This window comes from Subtercola boreus (assembly GCF_006716115.1).
Lineage (GTDB): Bacteria > Actinomycetota > Actinomycetes > Actinomycetales > Microbacteriaceae > Subtercola > Subtercola boreus.
In genome coordinates this window covers 41,242-62,842 of the sequence record NZ_VFOO01000002.1, presented here as the reverse complement: position 1 = coordinate 62,842, position 21,601 = coordinate 41,242, and the positions used below count along the sequence as shown (strand labels likewise).

General features: G+C 60.8%; 14 protein-coding genes. 9 read left to right on the top strand and 5 right to left on the bottom strand.

Annotated features, from left to right (window positions below; genetic code table 11):
• Positions 1-167 precede the first annotated feature (167 nt).
• The gene (locus FB464_RS19110; protein ID WP_142206773.1) at positions 168-566 is read right to left on the bottom strand and encodes a hypothetical protein; all 399 of its coding nucleotides are present in this window, start codon (positions 564-566) and stop codon (positions 168-170) included.
• On the opposite strand from FB464_RS19110, the gene FB464_RS19105 reads away from it, so the two are divergent.
• The 6 genes from FB464_RS19105 (at position 565) to FB464_RS19080 (ending at position 14,530) form a co-directional block, all read left to right on the top strand.
• Positions 565-792: a hypothetical protein gene (locus tag FB464_RS19105; RefSeq protein WP_116416790.1), complete on the top strand. Its 228-nt coding sequence runs from the start codon at positions 565-567 to the stop codon at positions 790-792. The genes FB464_RS19110 and FB464_RS19105 overlap by 2 nt on opposite strands.
• 667 nt (positions 793-1,459) lie before the next feature.
• The gene (locus FB464_RS19100) at positions 1,460-1,660 is read left to right on the top strand and encodes a hypothetical protein (protein ID WP_142206772.1); all 201 of its coding nucleotides are present in this window, start codon (positions 1,460-1,462) and stop codon (positions 1,658-1,660) included.
• Positions 1,653-2,603 carry a replication protein RepA gene (locus FB464_RS19095; protein WP_116416788.1) on the top strand — a complete coding sequence of 317 codons (951 nt, stop codon included), beginning with the start codon at positions 1,653-1,655 and terminating at the stop codon, positions 2,601-2,603. Before FB464_RS19100 ends, FB464_RS19095 begins: the two co-directional genes overlap by 8 nt.
• 1,541 nt (positions 2,604-4,144) lie before the next feature.
• Positions 4,145-10,288 carry an ATP-binding protein gene (locus tag FB464_RS19090; protein WP_116416929.1) on the top strand — a complete coding sequence of 2,048 codons (6,144 nt, stop codon included), beginning with the start codon at positions 4,145-4,147 and terminating at the stop codon, positions 10,286-10,288.
• A gap of 646 nt (positions 10,289-10,934) precedes the next feature.
• Positions 10,935-12,875, top strand: a complete 1,941-nt coding sequence (locus tag FB464_RS19085; RefSeq protein WP_116416928.1) for an ATP-dependent nuclease — start codon at positions 10,935-10,937, stop codon at positions 12,873-12,875.
• The gene (locus FB464_RS19080; RefSeq protein ID WP_116416927.1) at positions 12,872-14,530 is read left to right on the top strand and encodes a UvrD-helicase domain-containing protein; all 1,659 of its coding nucleotides are present in this window, start codon (positions 12,872-12,874) and stop codon (positions 14,528-14,530) included. Before FB464_RS19085 ends, FB464_RS19080 begins: the two co-directional genes overlap by 4 nt.
• A 228-nt stretch (positions 14,531-14,758) precedes the next feature.
• Here FB464_RS19080 and FB464_RS19075 read toward each other — a convergent pair whose 3' ends face one another.
• The 3 genes from FB464_RS19075 to FB464_RS19065 form a co-directional block, all read right to left on the bottom strand.
• Positions 14,759-15,196: a hypothetical protein gene (locus FB464_RS19075; protein ID WP_142206771.1), complete on the bottom strand. Its 438-nt coding sequence runs from the start codon at positions 15,194-15,196 to the stop codon at positions 14,759-14,761.
• Positions 15,197-15,372: 176 nt separating this feature from the next.
• The gene (locus FB464_RS19070) at positions 15,373-16,068 is read right to left on the bottom strand and encodes a response regulator (protein ID WP_246093219.1); all 696 of its coding nucleotides are present in this window, start codon (positions 16,066-16,068) and stop codon (positions 15,373-15,375) included.
• On the bottom strand, positions 16,065-17,771 hold the full coding sequence (locus FB464_RS19065; protein ID WP_170152061.1) for a sensor histidine kinase: 1,707 nt from the start codon (positions 17,769-17,771) through the stop codon (positions 16,065-16,067). Before FB464_RS19065 ends, FB464_RS19070 begins: the two co-directional genes overlap by 4 nt.
• Positions 17,772-17,839: 68 nt before the next feature.
• Here FB464_RS19065 and FB464_RS19060 point away from each other — a divergent pair, with 68 nt between their 5' ends.
• The 3 genes from FB464_RS19060 to FB464_RS19050 all read left to right on the top strand — a co-directional run bounded on the left by FB464_RS19060 (position 17,840) and on the right by FB464_RS19050 (position 20,812).
• On the top strand, positions 17,840-18,697 hold the full coding sequence (locus tag FB464_RS19060; RefSeq protein ID WP_116416924.1) for an ABC transporter ATP-binding protein: 858 nt from the start codon (positions 17,840-17,842) through the stop codon (positions 18,695-18,697).
• Positions 18,694-19,593, top strand: coding sequence for an ABC transporter permease (locus tag FB464_RS19055; RefSeq protein ID WP_116416923.1), 900 nt, complete (start codon positions 18,694-18,696; stop codon positions 19,591-19,593). The genes FB464_RS19060 and FB464_RS19055 overlap by 4 nt, the downstream gene beginning before the upstream one ends.
• A 124-nt stretch (positions 19,594-19,717) precedes the next feature.
• Entirely contained in the window at positions 19,718-20,812 is a 1,095-nt protein-coding gene (locus FB464_RS19050; RefSeq protein WP_116416922.1) for an ABC transporter substrate-binding protein, read from the top strand.
• A 431-nt stretch (positions 20,813-21,243) separates the two neighbouring features.
• Here the strand turns inward: FB464_RS19050 and FB464_RS19045 are convergent, their stop codons facing one another.
• On the bottom strand, positions 21,244-21,594 hold the full coding sequence (locus tag FB464_RS19045; protein WP_116416921.1) for a hypothetical protein: 351 nt from the start codon (positions 21,592-21,594) through the stop codon (positions 21,244-21,246).
• Between the last annotated feature and the right edge of the window lie 7 nt (positions 21,595-21,601).

Sequence of the window (21,601 nt, the reverse complement as noted above, 5' to 3'; positions counted from 1 at the left end):
GCGGAACGGACAGGCCCGTACGCTTCCGAAGGATTCACGGCCAAATCAACAAGCCCCACCACCTGGGGCGGCTACAGCGCCGCGCAGCGGCTCCGATCAGAGAAGAGAGAGCAACGGCGGAGCCGTTGGGCCGCCGCTTCGGCTGCCGGCTCTCGGGGCCGAGCGTTTTAGAGCTCGACCCAGGGCGTGTTCTCGACGGCCGGCTGCCATACCCACGCCTCTTGCCGGGTCTTCTCCCCGTTCACCCATCTCACCCGGACGCAGTTGCGAGTCCAGGCGAGGACGTAGACGTTGACCTTCATCGGCCGGCCGGCGTACCTCACCCAGGCGCGGGCCTTTTTCGGTTTCGGGTCATAGGTCACGAGCTCGTTGTCGAGATCCAACTCGAACGGGGTGAGCGTTTCCGGTTCCCCGACCATGTCGCGGAGGTTCATCTTCGCAAGCGACTGCCGCTCCACCGAGTCCGCATACCGCCTATTCGACCCCACGAGCTCACCCTCCAGCGTTGGCTGGCCGACCGGATGGCCGTGGACAATTCGCAGCCGACGGTGAGATCGTGGGCTCATGCAGAAACGGGGAAGTCTCGCGAAGACCGCGCTGGCCGCGAACGTCTTGGTCTGGGGCGGGGCAGCCGTGTTCCTGTTCGCACTCGCCGGCGAGAACACCTACGCCGCGTTTCATGGCCAGTGGTACAACATCGTCGGATGGGCGCTGATCTGCGCCGTCGCTTCAGCCATCACCATCATCGGGATCCGGGAAGTACGACGCCTCCATTCCCGCCTCCCCGGCTAAGGAGAACACCGGCGGCGCCGCTTGCTGAGGCACCGAAGCAAGACCGTCCATCCCAACAGAATAGAACATATGTTCGAATGTGAGCGGGTTGGTTTCTTGCGCAACGGTCTGATCACCAGGCGCCTACCGGGCTAGTCTTCAGGCATGGAAGCGACGCCATGCCTGATGAGCGACTGCGCTGTGCGTGCGGAATCAGAGCTCACGGTGAACGACAACGGTCTATTGACCGTCTACGCGGTCTGCGCCCCTCACCTCGAGGCGGTCCAAAACGGCGGCATGTTCCCTCAGCCGGCCGACCCAACCCGCGGCCTCATCGGACTTCGCCAGGCATGACGCAGGCGCTGCGGCCTCCAAGGAGGGCGCAGCCGCCCGCCAACTGGTCAGAAGATCTTCTCCCTGGACGCGATGGCCGACTGAAGAGCGGCGCTCCCTGGCAGTTCTGTGCCTCTCCGATCTCGACTTCGTTTCCCAGCAGCTGCTGTGAGCGAACCGGGCAGCGAATACGCTCTTCCTTCGTCGCCCGACAGGGGACCTGAGCATCGGTCGAGCCGTTGTGCGTCCCTTCTGCGGCTTCGACACGCCGCAAGATGAGCAGTTCTCCATCTCCCATTCCGGGGAGACTCGAAGCGTGCTAGCTAGCTCGCACGCTCACCGTTCGGAGATCACCATGACAGCTGTTGAGAACAAGCCGGCGAGACACACGCGACGCACGCGGGAGCTGGTCGTCCAGCTGAACACGCGGGTGTCGCTGGAGAGCCGAGACCTGATCGACGAGATCGCCTCCCGCGAAGGGTTGAGTATTCGCTCTGTCGTGGAACAGGCGATCGAGGCCCAGTGGGGGCACTTGAGGACTAACAGCGATGACTGAGGCAACTGCAAGGGCAAAAGGGAACGCCCTGGAACCCATCAAGATCCCTCGGGACCGCCTGAAGGCACTCAACTTCGCGTCTGCGCAAGAGTCCGGCGAGAGCGATCCGATGGTCGGGTATAGCGCTCGTGTCTGGGCGCAGGTTTCACTGCCGTACCGAGATCCAGGGAACGTCCCGTTCTGGGAGCGGCAGAACGGAGCGGTATCACTGACGATGCGTCCTGCGTTGCTGACCAGGCCGGACGGGACCCGTTTCGAGGCGTACGCGTACGGTCTGCTACCGCGCCATGCGCTGACGTGGATAGCGACCGAAGCTGTCCGGACGGACAGTCCGGTCCTCGAGCTCGGTCAGAGCATGAACGCTTTCATGCAGAAGATCGGACTCGCGAAGGGCGGCCGTGACGCGAAGCGTCTGACCGAACAGTTGCAACGGCTGTTCGGCTCCCAGCTGAGCGTCCGCGGTTTGGCTTCCAATGAGTCTGGCTACGGAGAACAAACGAAATACATCCAGATTGCTGATCAGGTGCAGCTGTGGTTTGCGAAGGGAGAGCGAACCGACGGCGACAACCGCGGACTATGGACCTCCACCGTCACCCTCTCGCAAGAATTCTTTCGATCCATCGTGGAAGCACCCGTTCCTGTGAACCTCGAAGCCATGAGAGCTCTCGGCGCGTCACCAATGCGGTTAGACATCTACCTTTGGGCAACATATCGAGTGTTCAATCTGTCCCGCCCCACCAGGATCAAGTGGGCAGACCTCGGAGCACAATTCGGCGGACAGTACGAAACGCTTCGACAATTCAAGGCCCAATTCATCAAAAACCTCACCGAGGTCAAGCTGGTCTATCCAGAACTCAACCTCGACGTAGAGAAGGACTTCCTCGTCCTCCGCCCGTCCCCACCCCACGTGAAACCAACCAAGCGCCGCGCGCAACTTATCTAAGCCTTGGCGCAGTGTCACTAGATACCCACGCGCCATAATCCGCTTGGGCCATCGCCCGAAGGTCATCACCCCTGCTGTCACCAGATACCCACGAGACGTCGACGCGATTGCCAACGATTCTGGCTCGCCACCAAACTTCTATGAGTCGGCGAGGGTCTAGGCGTCACTAAATACCCACAGCGCTTCGCATGCACGCGTCACTGGATACCCACTTCTCGAAACTCCGTAGGCGTCACCAAATACCCACCAACCACTGATCCCGTTCCGTCACTAGATACCCACAAAATATGGTTCGAGTTTCGTCACCAAATACCCACACCGCTGATTTGAGATCATCACGCCAGAAACACCGATCCTGCCGTCTGAACAGCCTTGAGCACCCATCCGCCTTATCCACGGACATAATTGCGTTAGCCGGCCGCACACAGCTGATCAAACTACCTCGGACACATCAGGGGAGCTGAACTCGTCGCACACCAGGCTTCGTGCGCCTACTTGAATCCCAGAGTTACATCGCAGGGATCGCTATTTCGAGAAATGGACTTCAGCCTCTTGTGGTCACCTCTGAAACTGAAGTCTTCTAACTGGTCATCTACAGGTTTAACTACCTGAGAGATAGAAGTCAGAGGGACTTTCTCCAGTCATGGAGCGGAAGTTATCCCTTCGAGACCGGATCGAGGGTCACCAGATACCCACGCCGCCGTCACCAAACACCCATAACCGCGTCATCAGACACCCACGGTCGTCATCAGATACCCACGAAATATCTGTGGGTATCTGATGACGCATCACTCGATGGAACGAAGGAGGCGGTCTGCGTCATCAAATACCCACCCAAGACGTTTGAAATGTGCTTATCAACGTCACCAGATACCCACAACTCGCGCCATCACCCGCGTCACCAGACACCCACCACCCCGAACTGCAGGAGGCGGCTTAATGCGACGTCGGCCTGATCGTGTCGTTTGAGGTGGTCCGATTGGCCGATCGCAGCGCACAGGCCTGGATCAAAGAAAGTGAGAGTCCGGCTAAATGATGATGGATCGTCTCGCAGGTGATTTGGCGAAGCTCCAGATGATATGAAATACCGTCTCGTAGCGGCTGGGTCTCGAGACAGTTGAGTTCCGCGACATCGGAACCTTCGGGAAGTTCCACGCAGGTGCCTGCTAGACGATCGTCTGACGGGCATAGCTGGCCGTGCCGATACCGAGGTCCATGGCGGCACGGAGGCGGCCTCGCTGCTTCTCCTTCTTCAGCTCGCGTCGCATTGTGGCGTTAGCCTCATCGATGCGCTGCTGTGCCCAGTCGGGGACGAGTGACCGGGCCGTCCTGGGTCACCTCGCATCAGAGAATGCCTGTTGAGGGGTATATAGCTTAGCTAGGTGATCTACTTTGGAAAGGTGGAGCGTCGGCGCACAGGCTGGAAAGCCTTGCTGTTTGTCCGGGAGTTCGACCAGCATGCCGTGGTTGTGCCTGATAATCGGGATACCTTCTGGGTGAGCAAATGCCAGAAAGGCGTCTAGGCAGGAGGGACTGGGGAGTTGAATACGACCGGCCTCGCCCATGCTCACCGCGGGTATCAGTACCAGGATCTCATCTCGGCGATCGCACTTGTCGATGTCCTCCTGCAGCGAAACGTCGACACGGTCATCGACCGGAAGCTCTTTCCGGGCGATTTGTTCGACGACTTGACGATCTCGGCAGCGAGCGGCCGTCAACGACTTCAACTCAAGCACTCGAGCGATCCGACCGCCGAACTCAAACTAGCGACCTTCAGCGGCAACTCCCGCGGCGTGCGACTCGATCTCGTGATCTCCACACTTCTCAAGGAGCGCGCGGCCTTCCCAGAAAGCGCTGAGACGACGCTGTATCGGCTGGTGTTCACCGAGAAGCTTCCAGGATCTGGAGATCTGAACGATCTTCTTTACCCCGTGACCTTGAGCATCGACTCACCGCTGTTGGGGCTGGGAAGTACCCTTCGACATTTCGATCCGGTTCAGCTCTGGCAGCTGAGGGCAAAGGGATCAGCCGGTGGCGATCTCGCGGGCGTCTTGTTCGATCTCAATTCTCTTACGCAGGACGATCTCCAGTGGGCATGCGACCACCTGATCATCGAGACCTCTGCTCTCCGCTTCAGCGGCGATCTGCGTGCACCTGGGCCTGCCGAAGAGTTCCTTCTGAATCGTGTTCGCGATGAAGTAGGAGCTGGCTCGTTCCCGAACGCCGACCTCACTGCGATCGATGTCGCCGCCCAGTTAATCCTGTCTGCCGTGTCGGCGCGCACGGGCCTCGACGACACGACCTTTGCGACCCTCATTCGGCGAACTAGGCTCCGAACCGACTTCGGCGCTGTGACGGCCGCAACCCCGGTGGTCCCGGGTCGAGAAGTCAGCCGGGACGCGCTCGTCGCTGACATAGTCGCTCAGATCGAATCGCAAAGCCCACCCGGAGGCGTGCGCATCATCGCGGGACCTCCGGGCCAGGGAAAGTCCTGGGTCAGTGAACAGGTCGGCTCGCGTCTCAAGTCGAATGGGTGGCTCGTCGCTGAGCACTACTGTTTCCTCGGAGAGGCTGACCACGAGCGCGACGATCGTGTGCTCTTGGATGCCATCTTCGGCAGCCTGATCGCTCGGTTGGCTGACCGCGACGGGAAGTTCGTTCTCGATAACATTCCGCGGTTCGCCGCCGATCGCAACACCCTCCAACAGTCGCTCCGCACCGCGACTCGCGACGGCAAGCGCAAAGTGGCGCTTCTTGTCGACGGGCTGGATCACGTCTCTCGTGTAATGAGGGCCCATCGGTCGAGCAATCCGTCACTGGTCGTTTGTGAGGCGCTCGCGCAGCTGGAACTCCCCGAGAACGTCGTGCTCGTAGTCCTAAGCCAGCCCGGCGAACATCTCGCACCGTTCGCGGAAGCTAAGCGCTCGGAACTTCCTGGCATGACCCGCGACGAGCTCGAGGAACTGAGCGACCTTCTCCTGGGGGCGACGACGGACGACGAGGCATTGCGGGGGCACTACCTGGACGAGCTCGGTGGCCGGTCGGGCGGCAATGCGCTGTACGCGACCTACCTGGTGTTCGAATCATCCCGACGCGACCTCGACCGGTACCCGACCCGCGCTGACCTGATCTCCGCTCTGCCTCCATTCGACGGAACGTTAAAGAGCTACTACGAGTACCTGTATGCCGAGCTCGATGCTGAGGGCTGGGTCGTGGCCGAAGAACTCGCGATCGCGAACTTCGCGATGACGCGAGAAGAGCTTGAGCAGTTGCGAAACCCCGCTCGCGTCGAGAACGCACTTCGGGTATTGGCGCCGGTGCTCAGAGTGCAGGTCAGCTCCGGAATCAGGTTTTACCACGAGTCGTTCGGACGATTCGTTCGAGAGCGTCTTGCCGAGCATCCCACTGAGGTTGCTGCGTTGCTTGAGACGATCAGCGCCTGGCTTATGAGGCAGGGCATCTTTGACGACTCACGGGCGTATCGCTGGTTGCTCCCGACACTGGCTGAGCAAGAGCGGCACAATGAGCTGGTCGCCCTGATCGACGACAACTTCGTCGAATCCTCGATCGCGAACGCTTTCCCTGCCCGGTCGATTAATGCCAATCTCGCACGTGCGTCGGAATCGGCAGCGATTCGCTCGGATTGGCCCGGAGTTGTTCGCCTGATTCAGATGGCCGCAGCCGTCCACACATTCGACTTGGATCGTTTCGAGACGCTCGTAGAATTCTCCGATGTGCAGGCGGGATTCGTCGACCCTCAGCACATCGCCGATCGGCTCAGCGACGGTGATCGTCTGGTCGTGAGCGGGAGGCAGGGTGTGCTGCGGTGCGCGGCGCTCGACGCGGCCGGCGCTGTCGCGCCTTGGTCAGATTGCTTAGCTGCCTTCGAACGAGATGACCACAACACTCAACGAGGTGCTGCGGATGACCAGCACGTCGCCCTGGCTTTGCTCCGAGGACGTCTCCGCCTTGCGACGTCGGATCGATCGGCCGAAGGGCTCAAGTGGAAAAGGATCGCAAAATACGTTGATCCTATCGGGGCGCCTGTGTCGGGAGTCGTAGACGTGATCAGCGATGTCGTCGGGCTCAAGCACGTCCCGGCCCTAGCGAAGCACTCAAAAAATGGCACACGTCTCCTGATCGAGCTCGCGGAGCGACTCTCTGACTATCGCGAGAGCGCATTGGCGCGGTTTCGGAAGACGCCCAAGGGGCGCACTGGGTTGGCTCACAGGGCACTGGCCTTCGGCCTGGATCCGACGGAGATGTGGCCGCAAACATCGAAGCTCCGCGACCACCTTCTTGAACTCACGAGGAACGTGATCGACGGGAGATCAACTTCGCAACTCGGCCACCTTGATAGTTGGCTGGACTCCTGCGCGTACGCCGCGAGACTCGATCCCGTCGGACTAGCAGCAGCCGAGGCGCTCGTGGGTGGGGATGGTTGGTACCGATGCTGGCTCGAGTTCGCTATCGCGCTAGTCAGAGCCGAGTACGCAGACCCAGACCTGCGTGGCGCCCTTGCATTGGACGCAATTCGGATCCTCGAAAACGAGACAAATCCCTTCAAGGGAAAACCGCGGGCCACCGACCTCTACTCAGCACATGAGACGATCGCCGCCACAATCACCCGAGCACTCGATCTCGTCGCCGCGGACCAATTGGGTGACGCGCTCGACACCCTTGGTCGTGTGAGCACCAACACCACGACGATCGGGATGGGATTTCAAGGAGGGCCGCTACTCGCGGAAGTTCTCGCAAGCATCGCTGAGAATGTCTCGCCCGAGGACGGGCGCGACATCCTGCGAACTCATCTTCTGAAGGCGGTCGCCGACGTCGGTGCGGACGTCATGTATCCCGAAGTGGCCGTATACCACCTCCGTCTCGCACGCCTTGAGTTGCGAGAGGGAGCGATGGCCGCAGCGGGGGAGCACTGGCGGCAGGGGTTGTCTCTCCTGACGGCGTATGGATCGCACAAAGATCCGACGGTCTACGAGCTGACCGAACCGCTCGAGAGCCTGATCGAGTTTGACCGATCGGCGGTGCGGGAATGCCTTCAACGACTTCAGACAATCACTCTCGCCGTCGAGCATCACACCGACGGCCGTGGTACGAGCCGGACCCACTCGGACTGGTGGAAAGATGTGGCGCGCGCTGACCCCACATGGTTGATCGACCTGGCGCTGCCTGAACTCGCTGACCACGTCAACTCGTCACACTGGGCTCTACATCGCGCGGTCGAGGAAGTCTGGACATTCCACCACGGCAAGGCTGACCCGCGAATCTCCGCGGCCGTTCGAATCGCGGTTGAGACAGCCCTCATCGACATAGACCCGGCCGACCTTTCGACGTACCTTGACAGCGGACTTCTTGAGGAGCCTGGCGGTCTAGACCTCATCAAGGCGATCCTGGCGCGATTCGACGAACGCGCCACTTCGTCGATGTACACCAATGGTCAGGAGATCCTGGACGCGAGCGAGCGACTGGCTGGTCGAGCTAACGACGCTGTCGCTGGGACCCCGCTCCCGCTCGTTTCCAAGGTCCGACCAGGACCTCCCGTGCAGGAGGAGGAGGACGACGACCGATGGGGTGTGAAATCGCGGCGTCAGAGCGAGCCGTTGATCGTCGACCGGTCTCGCGCGCAGCCTTTTGCTCCGGGCCTGCCTGGCGTGTACGAGGTCATCCAGTCCATTCGACATCGACGCCGCGATTCCGAAGGCAGCGGGCTCGGACCGGATGGGTTTCAGAACGCGCTCGGGTTCCGGCTTCTGGAGCTCGATGAGACAGGGCGCGGGGGTGATGCCGAACAGGCTCTACTCGAGTTGGCCGACGCTCTGCCGTTCGGCGAGAGTCCGGTGCTGCTCATGTCCCTCAGCGACGGGTTTCAGCGATTTGGTCGAGCCAGGCTCACCGCGACGGCGGGGGTGCTCGCCTGGACCCGCACGCGCCAACGGGGCGGATGGGGGGCGTTCGGAGCCGAAGCGAACCTGGACTACCTCACGGGTGCATTCGCGGCGGATGCAACCGTCGCCGGTGAGGTCCTCGGTCGCGAAGTGGCGCGCACCGCGATCACATCAGGTTCATCGGGGCCTTCGCAGGCTTTAATCCAGGCAGCCAAAGCGGGCGCACTTCCGTGGTCCAGCGGGCCGGGAGACGCCGCCATCCTATGTTGGTCGGCGGCGTGCGACGTCATTGATAGGCGTACACCGCGGTTTCCGCTATCCGATGTCCCTGAGTTTCCATACGTCCCGACCGCCGACGCCGAAATTTCCAAAGCTGAATTGGATCGCTGCGTCGCGGCTGTGGCACTTGCGCGTGTATGCGTATCGAGTCGTGAATCGAAACGCCGAGCGCTTATCGCCCTTGGCGATCTCCTAGAGTTCCGATCTGAATCGATCGTGCGCGATCTGGATCAGATCGTTGGACGGCTCAGCGATCCGATCACTCAACATGCCGTGCTGTCGGCTGCCCTTGGGATAGTCGGGGTTCCCGACAAGCTGCAACGTGCTCTGACAGAGATTGCAGGGTCCGAACTCCTGGCCATCCGGAGCGTCGCTCGCGAGTACATCGAAGTTCTGCCCGAGCTCCCGGCAAGCCGTCCTCCGGACGAATTGTTGGCAGCGTTACGGGACACGGGCTTCAATGCGACACCGAGCCGGGAGGCACAGCATCTCGTGGAAGAGTTCCTCGCTCGCCGCATCGCGCAAACCGAATGGCTTATGCCTGAGTTGGGGGACGCCATCTTGGGTCGGCTGTCGGACAAGGACATCTCCGCAGCCTTGATGAAGCAGGTCCAGTCTCAACTTGATGCCTTGGCGAGTCGTTCTCGCTTGCGATGGCCGGACGCCATTCTTTTTCATGAGGAGGAGGCAGAACGCCAATTTCAATCTCTCGCGGGATCTGCGCGCCTGGCCCGCATCGTCATAGGCGACCCCATCCCTGAGCCCGCCGCTTGGGAGCAGGCTGTTGGGACACGCTTGGAACCCAACGTTCGAACCGCCTTAGCCATAGAGGCCGCTCGGATCCCTCGACCTGACATCGACGCCGCTCCCCATCCCTTGGAGTCCGGCTGGGTTGGCGACGTTGTCGGCGAACGGAGCACGATCCGTTCGAACGGTGATCTTCACAATCTCGAAATCGACGGATGGATCTGTGTTGCATTGATTGAGCGACGAGAGTACGAAGGCTCGCGCTCTGACAAGAACAGCCGAACGAGTTTGACGATCGCCGGTGTACACGCTGGGGAGCCCAGCTTGGGCAATATTCCTCTAGCCGGCGGAAGCGTTCGATGGTGGGATGAGTCAGGGGCAGACGGCCCGCTCTCTCCCCAACCATTCCCCCTGGTCGCGATGACTGAAGACGGTCCAGGTCCGAACGGACTCGGCGCACCTCGCTTCATACTCGCCCCGACCCCGTCCCTGCGCAGCGCCCTCGGCCTCCGACCGACCGACCGCAAGTTCTCAATGACAGATGAGTCCGGTGATGTGGTCGCTCGGCTGGTCGTGTGGCGTGCCGAATACGAGGCCAGCGACTACGAACTCACCTACCCCCGCGTCCAAGGCCAAGCTCTTCTTATCCGACCCGATCAAATGGCGAAGCTCGCCGAGGCGATGCCGTTCGAGTTGACCTCCCTGATGATCCGAACGCTTTTCGCGGAGAACTACGCCGACGTCGAGTCGGACGACTGACGCACTTCCGGAACTCCACAAAGGGGTGTCCTTTGCGCACGTGACGGACATTAAACCTGCACAAGCACGGACCCTGCTGTCTATCATCACGGCCGTCCGACGGGGCGATGGTCTTCACTGAGATGTTTGCGCTCGCGCAGATGAAGTTGGACACTGCAGCTGTAGATCCTGGCCACCCGTACGGATCCGCGTTTACCCAAAAGCCTCAAGCGGTCAACACGTCCCATAAACCCATCAGATTGTCGGCGAGACACGCTGATCGGTCAGATGACTTTTGAGACGCACGCTTCCTGCGAAGTCCAGGCCTGCCTTGGTAAGCAGGCGGGCGCAGTGGTCACGTCTCACCAAGCCGTTGTTTTCGAGACGCGCACCACTTAGGCGTGCCCGGCTTTTTCGCAACTGCTAGTTCGAGCCCGTCGCCGAATGCAGGACAGGGTTGCTCCTACGTTGGCGAGGCGAGTGCCCCACAAATATAGGCACGCGGCACAATGGGGCAAAGCAGGTCCCGCTCATCAATGAGAAATGACTCAATGAATTCACTATCGCTACCCGTCACGGCTTGTCCGCGCGTTCTCCCTGTGGGCCGAGAGTCTCTAGGTTTTTTTCCTAGTAGTGACTCCGGGCCGCGTGGTGGGCGACGGTAGACATGCGCATTACCAAGCTCCGCCTGTCTGGCTTCCAGTCTTTCGGCTCGACCCCGACGACGATCAACCTCGCGAGCCTAACCTATGTTCTTGGCCCCAACGGCGCGGGAAAGACGGCGGTACTCGAAGCGCTCTCTCGACTCTTCAGCCCGCTTCCGGGCCAGCGCAAGATTCGGCTGGCGGATTTTCATATCCCGATGTCGTCGACCGCTGCGAGCGTGCACCTTGCCGGCCCAGCGCTGTGGATCGAAGCTGAGATCGAGATACCGGAGGCGGGAGAAGACGGTCAGCACGCCTCGGTGCCCGCCAACTTTGCTCATATGCGCATCGAGACCGAAGACGGTGTCCCGCGCATCCGGGTACGACTTACAGCGGTGCTTGCTCCGGACGGCGTAGTTGAGGAAAAAATTCAGTACGTTCTGTCGGTTGATGCCAAAAACGAACCCACATCGACGGTCGATATGTCTCGCTTTGACCGAGGCAGCATCGAAGTCCATTATCTTCCCGCTCGCCGTGATCCGGCGGACCATATCTCCTACACGACCGCGTCCTTGATCGGTCGAACCTTACGTGCAGCTGATTGGGCCGCCGAAAAAGAAACGCTCATTGATCTCTCGACGCAGGTTACGGAGGCGCTGACCGCAAACGCAGCCGTCAAGAGTATCGGCGTCCGGCTCTCCGCAGAGTGGAGCGCGCTTCACACTGGTGAGTTCTTCAAGAACCCAACGATTGCTTTTGGTCGCGGGGATCTCGACGGTGTTCTGCGTCAACTCACAGTCTCCTTCTCCCCGTCCCATGAAGGGTCACCGCTTCCATTCGAACGTCTTTCAGACGGACAGAAGTCGCTCCTGTACATCTCACTGGTACTGGCCTGGCAGGCGCTCTCGCGACGAGTGTTGAGTGGCGAGGAGACGTCACTCGACGAGCATCGGCTACGTCCACCAGTTCACACCGTGATTGCTCTCGAAGAACCAGAGAACAGCCTCGCGCCGCAGTACCTCGGTCGCATCGTCCGCCAGCTTCGGACGGCGGCCGGTGCTGGCGACGTCCAGTCCGTCATTGCCACGCATTCCCCTGCCCTCCTACGGCGGGTGGAACCCGAGTCCATCTGTTTTTTGCGTCTCGACGCTGATCGGCAGTCCCAAGTTCGGCGCATCGTCCTGCCTGCAGATGGAACTGAGGCGGGTAAATATGTCCGCGAGGCGGTCCTGGCGTACCCGGAACTCTACTTCTCACGGCTCGTCGTGCTCGGCGAAGGTGACAGCGAGCAAGTCGTCTTGCCGCGGGTTCTTTCGGCCTTTGGTGTCGCCGAGGATGATGCCTCGGTGTCGGTGGTGCCGCTCGGGGGACGTCACGTCAATCATTTCTGGAGGCTTCTAAACGAACTCGATATCCCGCACGTCACTCTGCTCGACCTTGATTCGGCTCGGTTCGGCGGCGGTTGGGGACGCATTTCCAACGCCCTGGAGCAATACAACAAATATGTCCCGGGCACTTTCACGAAAGTGCAGCTCGACGGCATTCCGAAGTGGAACGACGATATTGAATTCCCACGCCTGGACCACCCCAAATGGGATAGCGGCAATGGCCCAAGCGAAAGCCTCGAGAAGGTGAACGTCTTCTTCTCGCATCTCGTGGACCTCGATCTCATGATGATGGAGGCGTATCCCGTGGCGTATGAAACCACTCCATCTGGCCCGTCCGACGACAAGACAGTCATCGCCGTACTTGGAAAGAAGCATGTCCACCAGGACAAGCTCGGCACCTCCACGCTCGCGCTGCTCGACGATTACCATCACAAGTTCAATTTGAGTAGCAAGCCGTCCACCCACCTCAAGGCACTGGCTTCACTCACTGACGAGGACCTCGTCGCCGGACTTCCAGCTGTCCTGAAGCGGCTGGTCGAAAACGTCCGATCGCGCATTGAGGCGCTCCCCGAGTGATCCGTGCTGAAGATTGGGTGCCTGTCGGCGGGTTGAGCTTGGAACCAAACGCGCTGGCAGCGGTGACTGAGACCTCAGAGAATGTCGTGGTCGCCGCCGGACCGGGCGCGGGAAAGACCGAGCTCCTTGCACAGCGCGCTGATTTCCTGTTCCGGACTGGATCCACGCGTTACCCACGTCGAATCTTGGCGATCTCATTTAAAGTCGACGCCGCGCGCAACCTTCAGTCCCGGGTCCGGCTTCGGTCTGGATCGCAATACGCCGAACGTTTCGACAGCTTCACCTTCCACGCGTTCGCGAAACGACTCATCGACAACTATCGTCCCGCGTTGACTGGACAGAATACGCTCGAGCCGGACTACCGCGTAGACGCTGATACTCGAATCCAGGGTGAGCAAATCACCTTCAATGAGTTCGTGCCGTTCGCCTTGGAGATTCTCCAGAACAACGTCTACGCACGTGGAGCGCTCCGGCAAACCTATAGCCATGTCTTCCTCGATGAATTCCAGGATGCGACAAAGGAGCAGTACGCGTTCCTAAAGGCCGCATTTATGGGAGGCGATGCGCAGTTGACCGCAGTAGGTGACGTGAAGCAGCGCATCATGACGTGGGCCGGCGCTCTCGAGGGCGTCATGGACACATTCATGGCTGACTTCACGGCCAAGCCGCTCCCGCTGTACCAAAACTTTCGGTCAAATCCGCGCCTGCGCCGGATGCAGAACCGCATGATTCTGGACATGGACCCGTCCGCAGCCAGTCCGGACAGCGATCTGATGGGAGATGCAGGGACGATTACGGTGTTGCGTTTTTCGTCGGCAGAGGATGAAGCAATTGGGGTGGCAGAGCAGATAACCGAATGGCTAGCGGCTGCAACGCCTCCAAGCGAAATTGCCGTTCTCATTCGAAACCAGGTAAGTCTGGTGGGCGCCTCCCTCGGTGCGGAGCTCGCAGCCCGAGGTATTGCCTACCGCAACGAACATGACTCGCAAGATCTCACCGCTGAGCCTGCCGCAGCCCTCGTCCTCAACTACCTCCGGGTCGTGGCCGATGAGCGACGACCCGACGCGTACGCAGAGCTCATGCGAATGGCCAGCCGAACGAGTGATGTGGACTCGCAAGGTGAAGTGCTCGACAGCAGGTTGCGGAGGGTGTTGTCCCAAGCGCGGAGCGCCGCTCGCGCCGAGAGCTTTGACCGAACATCATTTGCGTCTTGGATGCCTCTGATCCGCACTTTCCTGAAGTTCATCTCCAGGCCTGTGCTCAACGCCCTCTCGCCGTCATACCAGCAAGGATCTCGGCTGGATGACGTGCTCAAGGCAGTTCTGAACTCGTTCAACAAAGAACTCGCGCTCGACGGCAACCCGGTCGCCGCACTGAACCGACTTTCCGAAGAGGACGCGGTTCGACTCATCACTATTCACAAGTGCAAGGGAATGGAGTTCGAGAAGGTCGTCGTGCTCGGAGTTGAGGCTGATCTGTTTTTCGGTAAGCCCGCCGACGCCATGTCGGAGTACTTCGTTGCAATATCTCGAGCAAAAGACGACCTCGTTGTCACCTGCGCAGCCACACGAACAAAGCCCCCGGGTGCGAACTCGAGGTGGTCTGAAAAGCGCACTCCCTACGAGTCGCTACTCGCCTACACAGACGAGATTTGACGATGCGCTCGGACGAGTTCGCTGATCTACGAAGGCTGGGTGGCCCGCGCGGGCGGGAAGTAACTCCGCCTGTTTTCACGCCGAACGACCGCTCTCCAGCGCATCCGCGAATTTATCGATAACGAATATTTCGTCAAGTACCGTTCGGCCAGAGCGCGGTGACACGACGGGGATGAGTGGAATCGCTTTGATCAGTCTGCTGTCGTAGTCCCTGCCGACTGCCAATGCCTATGCGGTCCAGTGCGCTCCACCCTGCAGAGCGAGTGAGGCGCCTCTATGGTCAACGCTTGAGCCAGCATTGACGAAGGCGCGTGCGGCCGCCAGGACGTCGCGGACGTGGCCGGCGGCGATCTCTTCCGCCGGCGACTCGTCATCCAGCTGCGGGTTCATCCCGATGAACCACGCCCGGGTGACCTCAGGACCCTCGACCTCAGTCAGGATCTCAACGACTTGAAGAGTGTTACGGAGCAGTTGCTGATCGTGTGCGGCCGGACTCGCGTCCCCAGAGATCCACCGAGTCACGGTACGCGGCTGCTTGTCAGTGATAACCGACACGACGTCGCGCCCTAATACCTCCTGAAGTCGCGCAACGACAACGGCGGCCGACGATCGCACTGACCGCGCATGTGCGACGCGGTCCACCGAGCGAACAACAGAATCTGTCATGCCACAAGTATGACGTTTTGACGTGGCTAACGCATCTGAGATGACACTCAATCTGTCACCCAATAACGCTGATAATGAACCTTATGTCAAGTAAAAGATCGGGTATTCGCACTGGTTGCGAATAGATGACTCCCTCCCGGCCCTGGCCGTCAGCGCCCTGAACAAACTTCTGGGGTTCAGCGCCGGCGGACTGAGTACCGGTGCTCCGGTCGGCCGGTCTGTCCGTACCGGAGCTCGAGGGAGACAGCTCCCATGTCCTCGAGCTGAGAGAGGTAGCGTTGCGCCGTGGCACGGCTGATACCGACCTGCGCTGCGACCTCGGACGCCGAGAGGCCCGGTCTGGTGTTACCGATCGACTTGTAGACAAGCTGCAGGGTGGGCGAGAGGTGCTCAAGTTCCGGAGTGTCCCCATCAGACCGTGTTGGGCGGAGCAAGTCGAAGAGGTGATCGATGTTTTCCTGACTGGCATCGGGTGGCCACTCTGCGATCTGGGCGCGCGCAGCACGCACCGCGCCCAGGCGCTCGGCCAGTGCAGTGAGGCCGAAGGGTTTGATGAGGTAGTGAACCACGCCAAGCTGGATTGCGGTGCGCACGGCCTCGACGTCTGTTGCGGCAGAGATAACGATCACGACGGGCACGTCGGTTCCGCCGAGAAGAGTGCGTGTCACGTCGAGTCCATCTCCGTCGGGGAGATAGACGTCCATGAGTACCAGATCTGGCTGCAACCGGTCAGCCATTTCCAAAGCCTCGGTCGCCGTGTGCGCTTGGCCGACCACGCGGAACCCCGGCACCTTCTCGACAAAGCCCTGGTGAACGGAAGCGACGCGAAAGTCGTCATCGACGACGAGGACCGTCAGCACGTCGTCGATCACGATCTCACCTCAGCTGCCGGGCTGGGTACCGCTGATCGCGGAAGCACGATCAGGAACGTGGCGCCAGGCGCCACGTTCACGGAGATCGTCCCGCCGAGATTGAGCACGGTGCGCTCGACGAGTGAGAGACCCAGCCCACTGTGACGCACGAGTGAGCCGCGCTTGGTGGTGAATCCGTTGCGGAACAGCTGAGACACATCTGTCTCGGCAATGCCCGGGCCGTTGTCATTCACGAGGATCCGCAGTTCGTCAGCCGTTTCCACGATGCTGATCAGCACGCGTCGTGGTGCTGGATGTGCGGCTACCGCATCGAACGCGTTGTCGATCAGATTCCCGAGGATCGTCGTCAGAGCCTGCACGCGGTCTGGTACCGCCCCGACAGACGTAGCCGGATCGATTGTCAGTTGGATTCCGCGCTCGTTGGCCTCTGCCGCTTTCCCGAGCATCAGGCCGATCAGTTGCGGCGCAGCGATGCGGGTGCGGAGGGTCTGGTCGAGATCCGCCGCTGTGCCCTGAATCTCATGGACATACTCGAGCGCTTCTTCGGCCCTCCCGAGTTCCAGGAGGCCGGCAATGCCGTGGATCCGGTTGCTGAACTCGTGCTGCTGGGCGCGCATCGATTCCGTCAGGCTGCGTTCGCCGTCGAGTTCCACCGTCAGGGCCTCCACGATTGTCCGATCCTGGAGGGTCACGACCACACCGTGTGGGTGACCCGAGATGGTCACCGGCATCCTGTTCACGACGAGCCAATAGTCATCGGTGAGCACGATCTGATCGGTAACGACGCTTGTCCCAGTTAGCGCGTCGCGCACCGGGCCTGGCGGTAGCACGTCTTCGACCCGATGACCGACGACGTTGTCGGCGAGATGCAGCAGCCGCTGGGCCTCGTCGTTGTTGACACTGATCCGGCCGTTCGGATCGATCGCAATGACGCCCTCACGTATTCCGTGCAGCGTCGCCTCTCTCTCCTGCAAGAGCCGGGCGATCTCATCGAGCTCCAGTCCAAAGGTCCGCTTTTTCAACAGTGCCGACAACCCGAAGGAAGCCATCCCACCCAGAAGCAGCATCACGATGAACCAGACGCCGTACGAAGGCAGCTGTGCCAGCAAGGCGCTGGAGACCGAATCTTCCCTTATACCCACCGAGACTTCTCCGATGAACACACGCTCCGCGGAGTAGAGAGGTGCGATCGCGTTGGCGGTGGTCCCTGTCGCCCCATTGTCGACTCGGAGGTGCACCTGACCATCGGTCGCAACAAGTGGTTCTGACACGGGCTTGCCGATGAGCGCCTGGTTGGGATGAGAGACACGAACCGAATTCGCGTCGATGACGACAACGAACGCAGAGCCCGTTTCGGCGGCGGTGACCATGGCGAGTTCTTGAACGTGCGCATCGCACTTCTGATCGCGCGAGTCGAGACAGGACTGAACCGAGTCATCCTGCGCGAAAGTCTCTGCGATGGACGCCGCTCTGGCCTGGTATTCGTCGTCGAGATGCCCTCGCGCCGTCGCGGTGAATAGAAGGAAGCCGATAGCCGTGGAGGCGGTGAGGATCGCCAGATGTGCGAGAAACATCTGGGTTGAGAGCTTTCTGATCCGCCTTCGCATCATTCTCTGATTGTTGCACTGGATGGCACGAGCAATATGCGCAGAACTGTCACCTAATGCGCACAACGGGCGGATGGCGCAGAAGAGAGACAGCACCCGGATGCTGCTGCGAGCATCATGCCCCAGAGGCATTGAAGCGTTGCACTGACAGAGAGGTCAAGCACATGGGTGACAACACCCCTAAGCGCACACCGGTGGCCCCCGGCGTGGCTGATGAGGGAGCAAGAATCGATATCGTCGGATTGACGAAGCGGTTTCTCACGCCGAAGGGCGAACCCTTCACGGCGATCCGGGACGTGTCCCTGTCCGTGGAGCCGGGCCAGTTCTGCGCAATCGTCGGGCCGACCGGATGCGGTAAATCGACAACCCTCGCGCAAGTCTCCGGGCTGGAACGGCCAAGCGGCGGTTCGGTGCAGGTCGGCGGCCATATCGTTGACGGCATCACCGACGGGGTCAGCTACATGTTCCAGGCAGACTCGCTCTTCCCCTGGAAGACCGTTCTGCAGAACGTCATGATCGGCCCCATCCTCCTGGGAACATCGAAGAAGGAGGCGATGGTCCTCGCGCTGGACTGGTTGCGGCGGGTTGGCCTGAGCGGCTTCGAGGACCGCTACCCGCACCAGCTCTCAGGCGGTATGCGCAAACGCGTCGCGTTGGCGGCGGCGCTGATCAACAACCCGCGCATCCTACTGATGGACGAGCCGTTCGGCGCGCTCGATGTGCAGACCAAAGCGATCATGCAGACCGAGCTCCTCGGGCTGTGGGAGGAACTTCGCCCGTCAGTCCTCTTCATCACGCACGATCTCGACGAGGCCGTCGCGCTGTCTGACCGTGTCGTGATCATGACCACCAGCCCCGGAACCGTGAAAGACGTGTTCGACATCGATCTGCCTCGCCCGCGCGGAGACGTTCAAACGCTCCGGCACGAAAAACGATTCATCGAGTTGCAGACACAGATCTGGGAATCCCTGCGGGACGAAGTACAACGAGCGTACGAACGCACAACAGGAGTCGCAGCATGAGCGCAACAATCCAGCGCCGGACCGCCCCCACACCAGTGGACAGCGCCACGGTTAGGCCTCAGACCGAAGCGGAGCTGCAGGCATCAGCCCGACGTGCACGGAGCCGAAACCAAACCTGGGTATGGACCGGCCGTATCGCTGTCGCCGTCATCTTCATCGGCGGATGGCAACTCCTCGCGCAGAACAGAGTACTCGACCCGTTTTTCTACGGCGAACCAACCCTCATCTGGGACTCGCTCGTCACCCTCTTCACCGTCGGCACCGCGTTCGGTTCGATTTGGGACCAGCTCTGGGTGACCGTGCAGGAGGCTCTCTTCGGGTTTCTTCTCGGAACAGTCGCAGGCGTCATCTTCGGAATCCTCCTCGGCTCGAACCGGTACCTCTCCAACGTGTTCAACCCCTACATCAAGGTGCTGAATTCGATTCCCCGCATCGTGCTCGGCTCGATCTTCATCGTCGCCTTCGGGTTGGGGATCTTCCCGAAGATCTTGCTCGCGGCCGTACTGGTGTTCTTCGCAGTGTTCTTCAACGCCTACCAGGGAGTGCGGGAGGTAGACCAGAACCTGATCGCGAACGTGCGGGTGCTCGGGGCGTCACCCTTGCAGGTGGCCCGCCATGTCACCATCCCCTCAGCCATGACCTGGATCATCGCCAGTCTGCACACTGCGTTCGGTTTCGCCATCATCGGCGCCCTCGTCGCCGAGGTACTCGGCGCGCAGAAAGGCATCGGTCTCATCATCAGCCAATCCCAAGGCCGATTCGACCCCAACACCGTGTTCGCCTGCATGGTGATCATGGCCATCGTCACCCTCGGAGCGGAATACCTCATAACCCTTCTCGAACGTTCGGTGCTGAAGTGGCGCCCGCCGGTGCGGTCCGATACGCAGGCGATCTGACCCAGAGAAACCCACTTCACCGGGTCGGCGACGCGGGCCGCTTAGCCCCCACCGTCCAGCCAGCCCCACACAACCTCGCCGCGTGCATCCGTGCACGGCGATACCGAAAGGAAACATACACAAGATGAAAAAGCGCAGCATCATCGCTGTCGCATCCGCAGTAGCAGCATTGTCGCTGGTACTCGCAGGCTGCAGCGGCAACGGCACCCCTACCGCAACAGGCTCCGATGGAGCCGCCCTGCCCACCGTCTCCATGATGGTCGGCGGCATCGACAAGCAGATCTACCTGCCCTACCAACTTGCCGAAAGCCTCGGCTACTACAAGAAGTACGGCGTCAACATGCAACTGTCGACCGAGCAGAACGGTGGCGTCGGGGCAGAGGAAGCCATGGTCTCCGGCCAAGTCAACTTCTCTGGCGCTTGGTATATTCACGCACCCGACTTCCAGTCCAAAGGCAAAAACATCATCAACCTGGTGCAATTGGCGGGTGCCCCCGGAGAACGGATCATGTGCACACCCGCAGCAAACGTGAAGACACCCGCCGACATCCGCGGCAAGAAGATGGGCGTGACCGACCTAGGGTCTGGCACCGACCAGCTCACCCAATTCGTCGCATCCAAGGGCGGCGTATCGAAGTCGGACTACACAACCGTCGCCGTGCACGCCGGCGCGACCGCGATCGCTGCCCTACAACGCGGTGAAGCGGACTGCGTCATGACAACGCAGCCGACGGTCGCTGCTCTCGAATCGCAAGGCATCGCCGTCTCAGCACTCGACCTGGCCACGACCGAAGGAGCGCAGCAGAACCTCGGCGGCGCATGGCCCGCAGCCGGTCTGCTCGCCGATGCTGACTGGGTGAGCAAAAACCAAGACACGGTGCAGAAAGTCGTTACCGCCCTGGTGGCCACGATGGACTGGATGCACACGCACACCGCGAAGGATGTTGCAGACGCGCTGCCCCAGGACTTCGTCCAGAACAGCACCGTGTCAAAGGATCAGTACATTGCAGCCCTCCAAGCAGACTACGGGCAGTTCCTCCCGGACGGTCTGATGCCTGCTGGAGGCCCAACAACAATCTTCTCAATGGAGAACGCCATCGGCACCGACGTCAGCAAAGTGCCATTCGCATCGACCTTTACCCAGCAGTACGCCCAAGCCGCGCTCAAACAACTCGGGATCACACCAACGACAAAAGCCGCCGACACCACAACCGGCTGAGTTGAGAGCAGCAATGGGTCCATGTAAAGCACCACATGGATCCGTTACTGCTGCTCACGCTCTCATCGTGGTTTACGGATCTACCCGTAGCTTCCCAGATCTGAGGACTCACACCGATTGTCGAATGAGGTAGTTTTCCTTGAAGGGGTCCCTCAGGCGGGACCACTGCGTCTTTTGACGCCGCCCCTTGATCCTCGGCGGCGGCGTCCTCGCTATCCCGACACAGGTCACTACACCCGCCCCGAAATGTCTGAGAACAAGCGCAGACTGAGGAGCTGGATGGCCCATCGGTCGGTAAGCCCCCCAGACCGGGTAGACAACCACCCCGCGGGTGAAACTCACCCGGGCATCCTGCCCCGCCCTGTACCGTTCAGGTGCGAAGGTCACCGAGCGAACACCCACAAGCTCCCTGTCTGCACCGATCGCGGCGGTTACGTCGAGTTTCGAGCCGACCGACTGCACGTATCGGCACGGAGGCTCACCAGTGCACGGGGCAGGAAAATGATGACGTAGGCGAGCACCACGGTGAAGACGGACAGGTACAGCGCCGGAACGATCCGGATGGTGATGGGGACGAGGCCCAGCGCGATGATGATGGCCGGCAGGCTACCAACGAGGCACTGAGCGCGTTCGAGGAATCGGGGAAAGCGCCCCGGGTGGCGAACCGTCAACCCGGTGATGGACAGGGCCACGAGCACGGTCACACCGGCACCGATCGCGGCCAGACCGGCCGTCTGCAGGATGGCACCCGGCAGTTCGTGCTGCGACCAGGGTTCGCCCATGCTGACG

Bases quoted from the DNA above. Each gene is read 5' to 3' on its own strand.
- FB464_RS19050 (WP_116416922.1), top strand. From the start codon at position 19,718: ATGAAAAAGCGCAGCATCATCGCTGTCGCATCCGCAGTAGCAGCATTG.
- FB464_RS19105 (WP_116416790.1), top strand. From the start codon at position 565: ATGCAGAAACGGGGAAGTCTCGCGAAGACCGCGCTGGCCGCGAACGTC.
- FB464_RS19100 (WP_142206772.1), top strand. From the start codon at position 1,460: ATGACAGCTGTTGAGAACAAGCCGGCGAGACACACGCGACGCACGCGG.
- FB464_RS19085 (WP_116416928.1), top strand. From the start codon at position 10,935: ATGCGCATTACCAAGCTCCGCCTGTCTGGCTTCCAGTCTTTCGGCTCG.
- FB464_RS19055 (WP_116416923.1), top strand. From the start codon at position 18,694: ATGAGCGCAACAATCCAGCGCCGGACCGCCCCCACACCAGTGGACAGC.
- FB464_RS19110 (WP_142206773.1), bottom strand. From the start codon at position 566: ATGAGCCCACGATCTCACCGTCGGCTGCGAATTGTCCACGGCCATCCG.
- FB464_RS19045 (WP_116416921.1), bottom strand. From the start codon at position 21,594: ATGGGCGAACCCTGGTCGCAGCACGAACTGCCGGGTGCCATCCTGCAG.
- FB464_RS19075 (WP_142206771.1), bottom strand. From the start codon at position 15,196: ATGACAGATTCTGTTGTTCGCTCGGTGGACCGCGTCGCACATGCGCGG.
- FB464_RS19095 (WP_116416788.1), top strand. From the start codon at position 1,653: ATGACTGAGGCAACTGCAAGGGCAAAAGGGAACGCCCTGGAACCCATC.
- FB464_RS19060 (WP_116416924.1), top strand. From the start codon at position 17,840: ATGGGTGACAACACCCCTAAGCGCACACCGGTGGCCCCCGGCGTGGCT.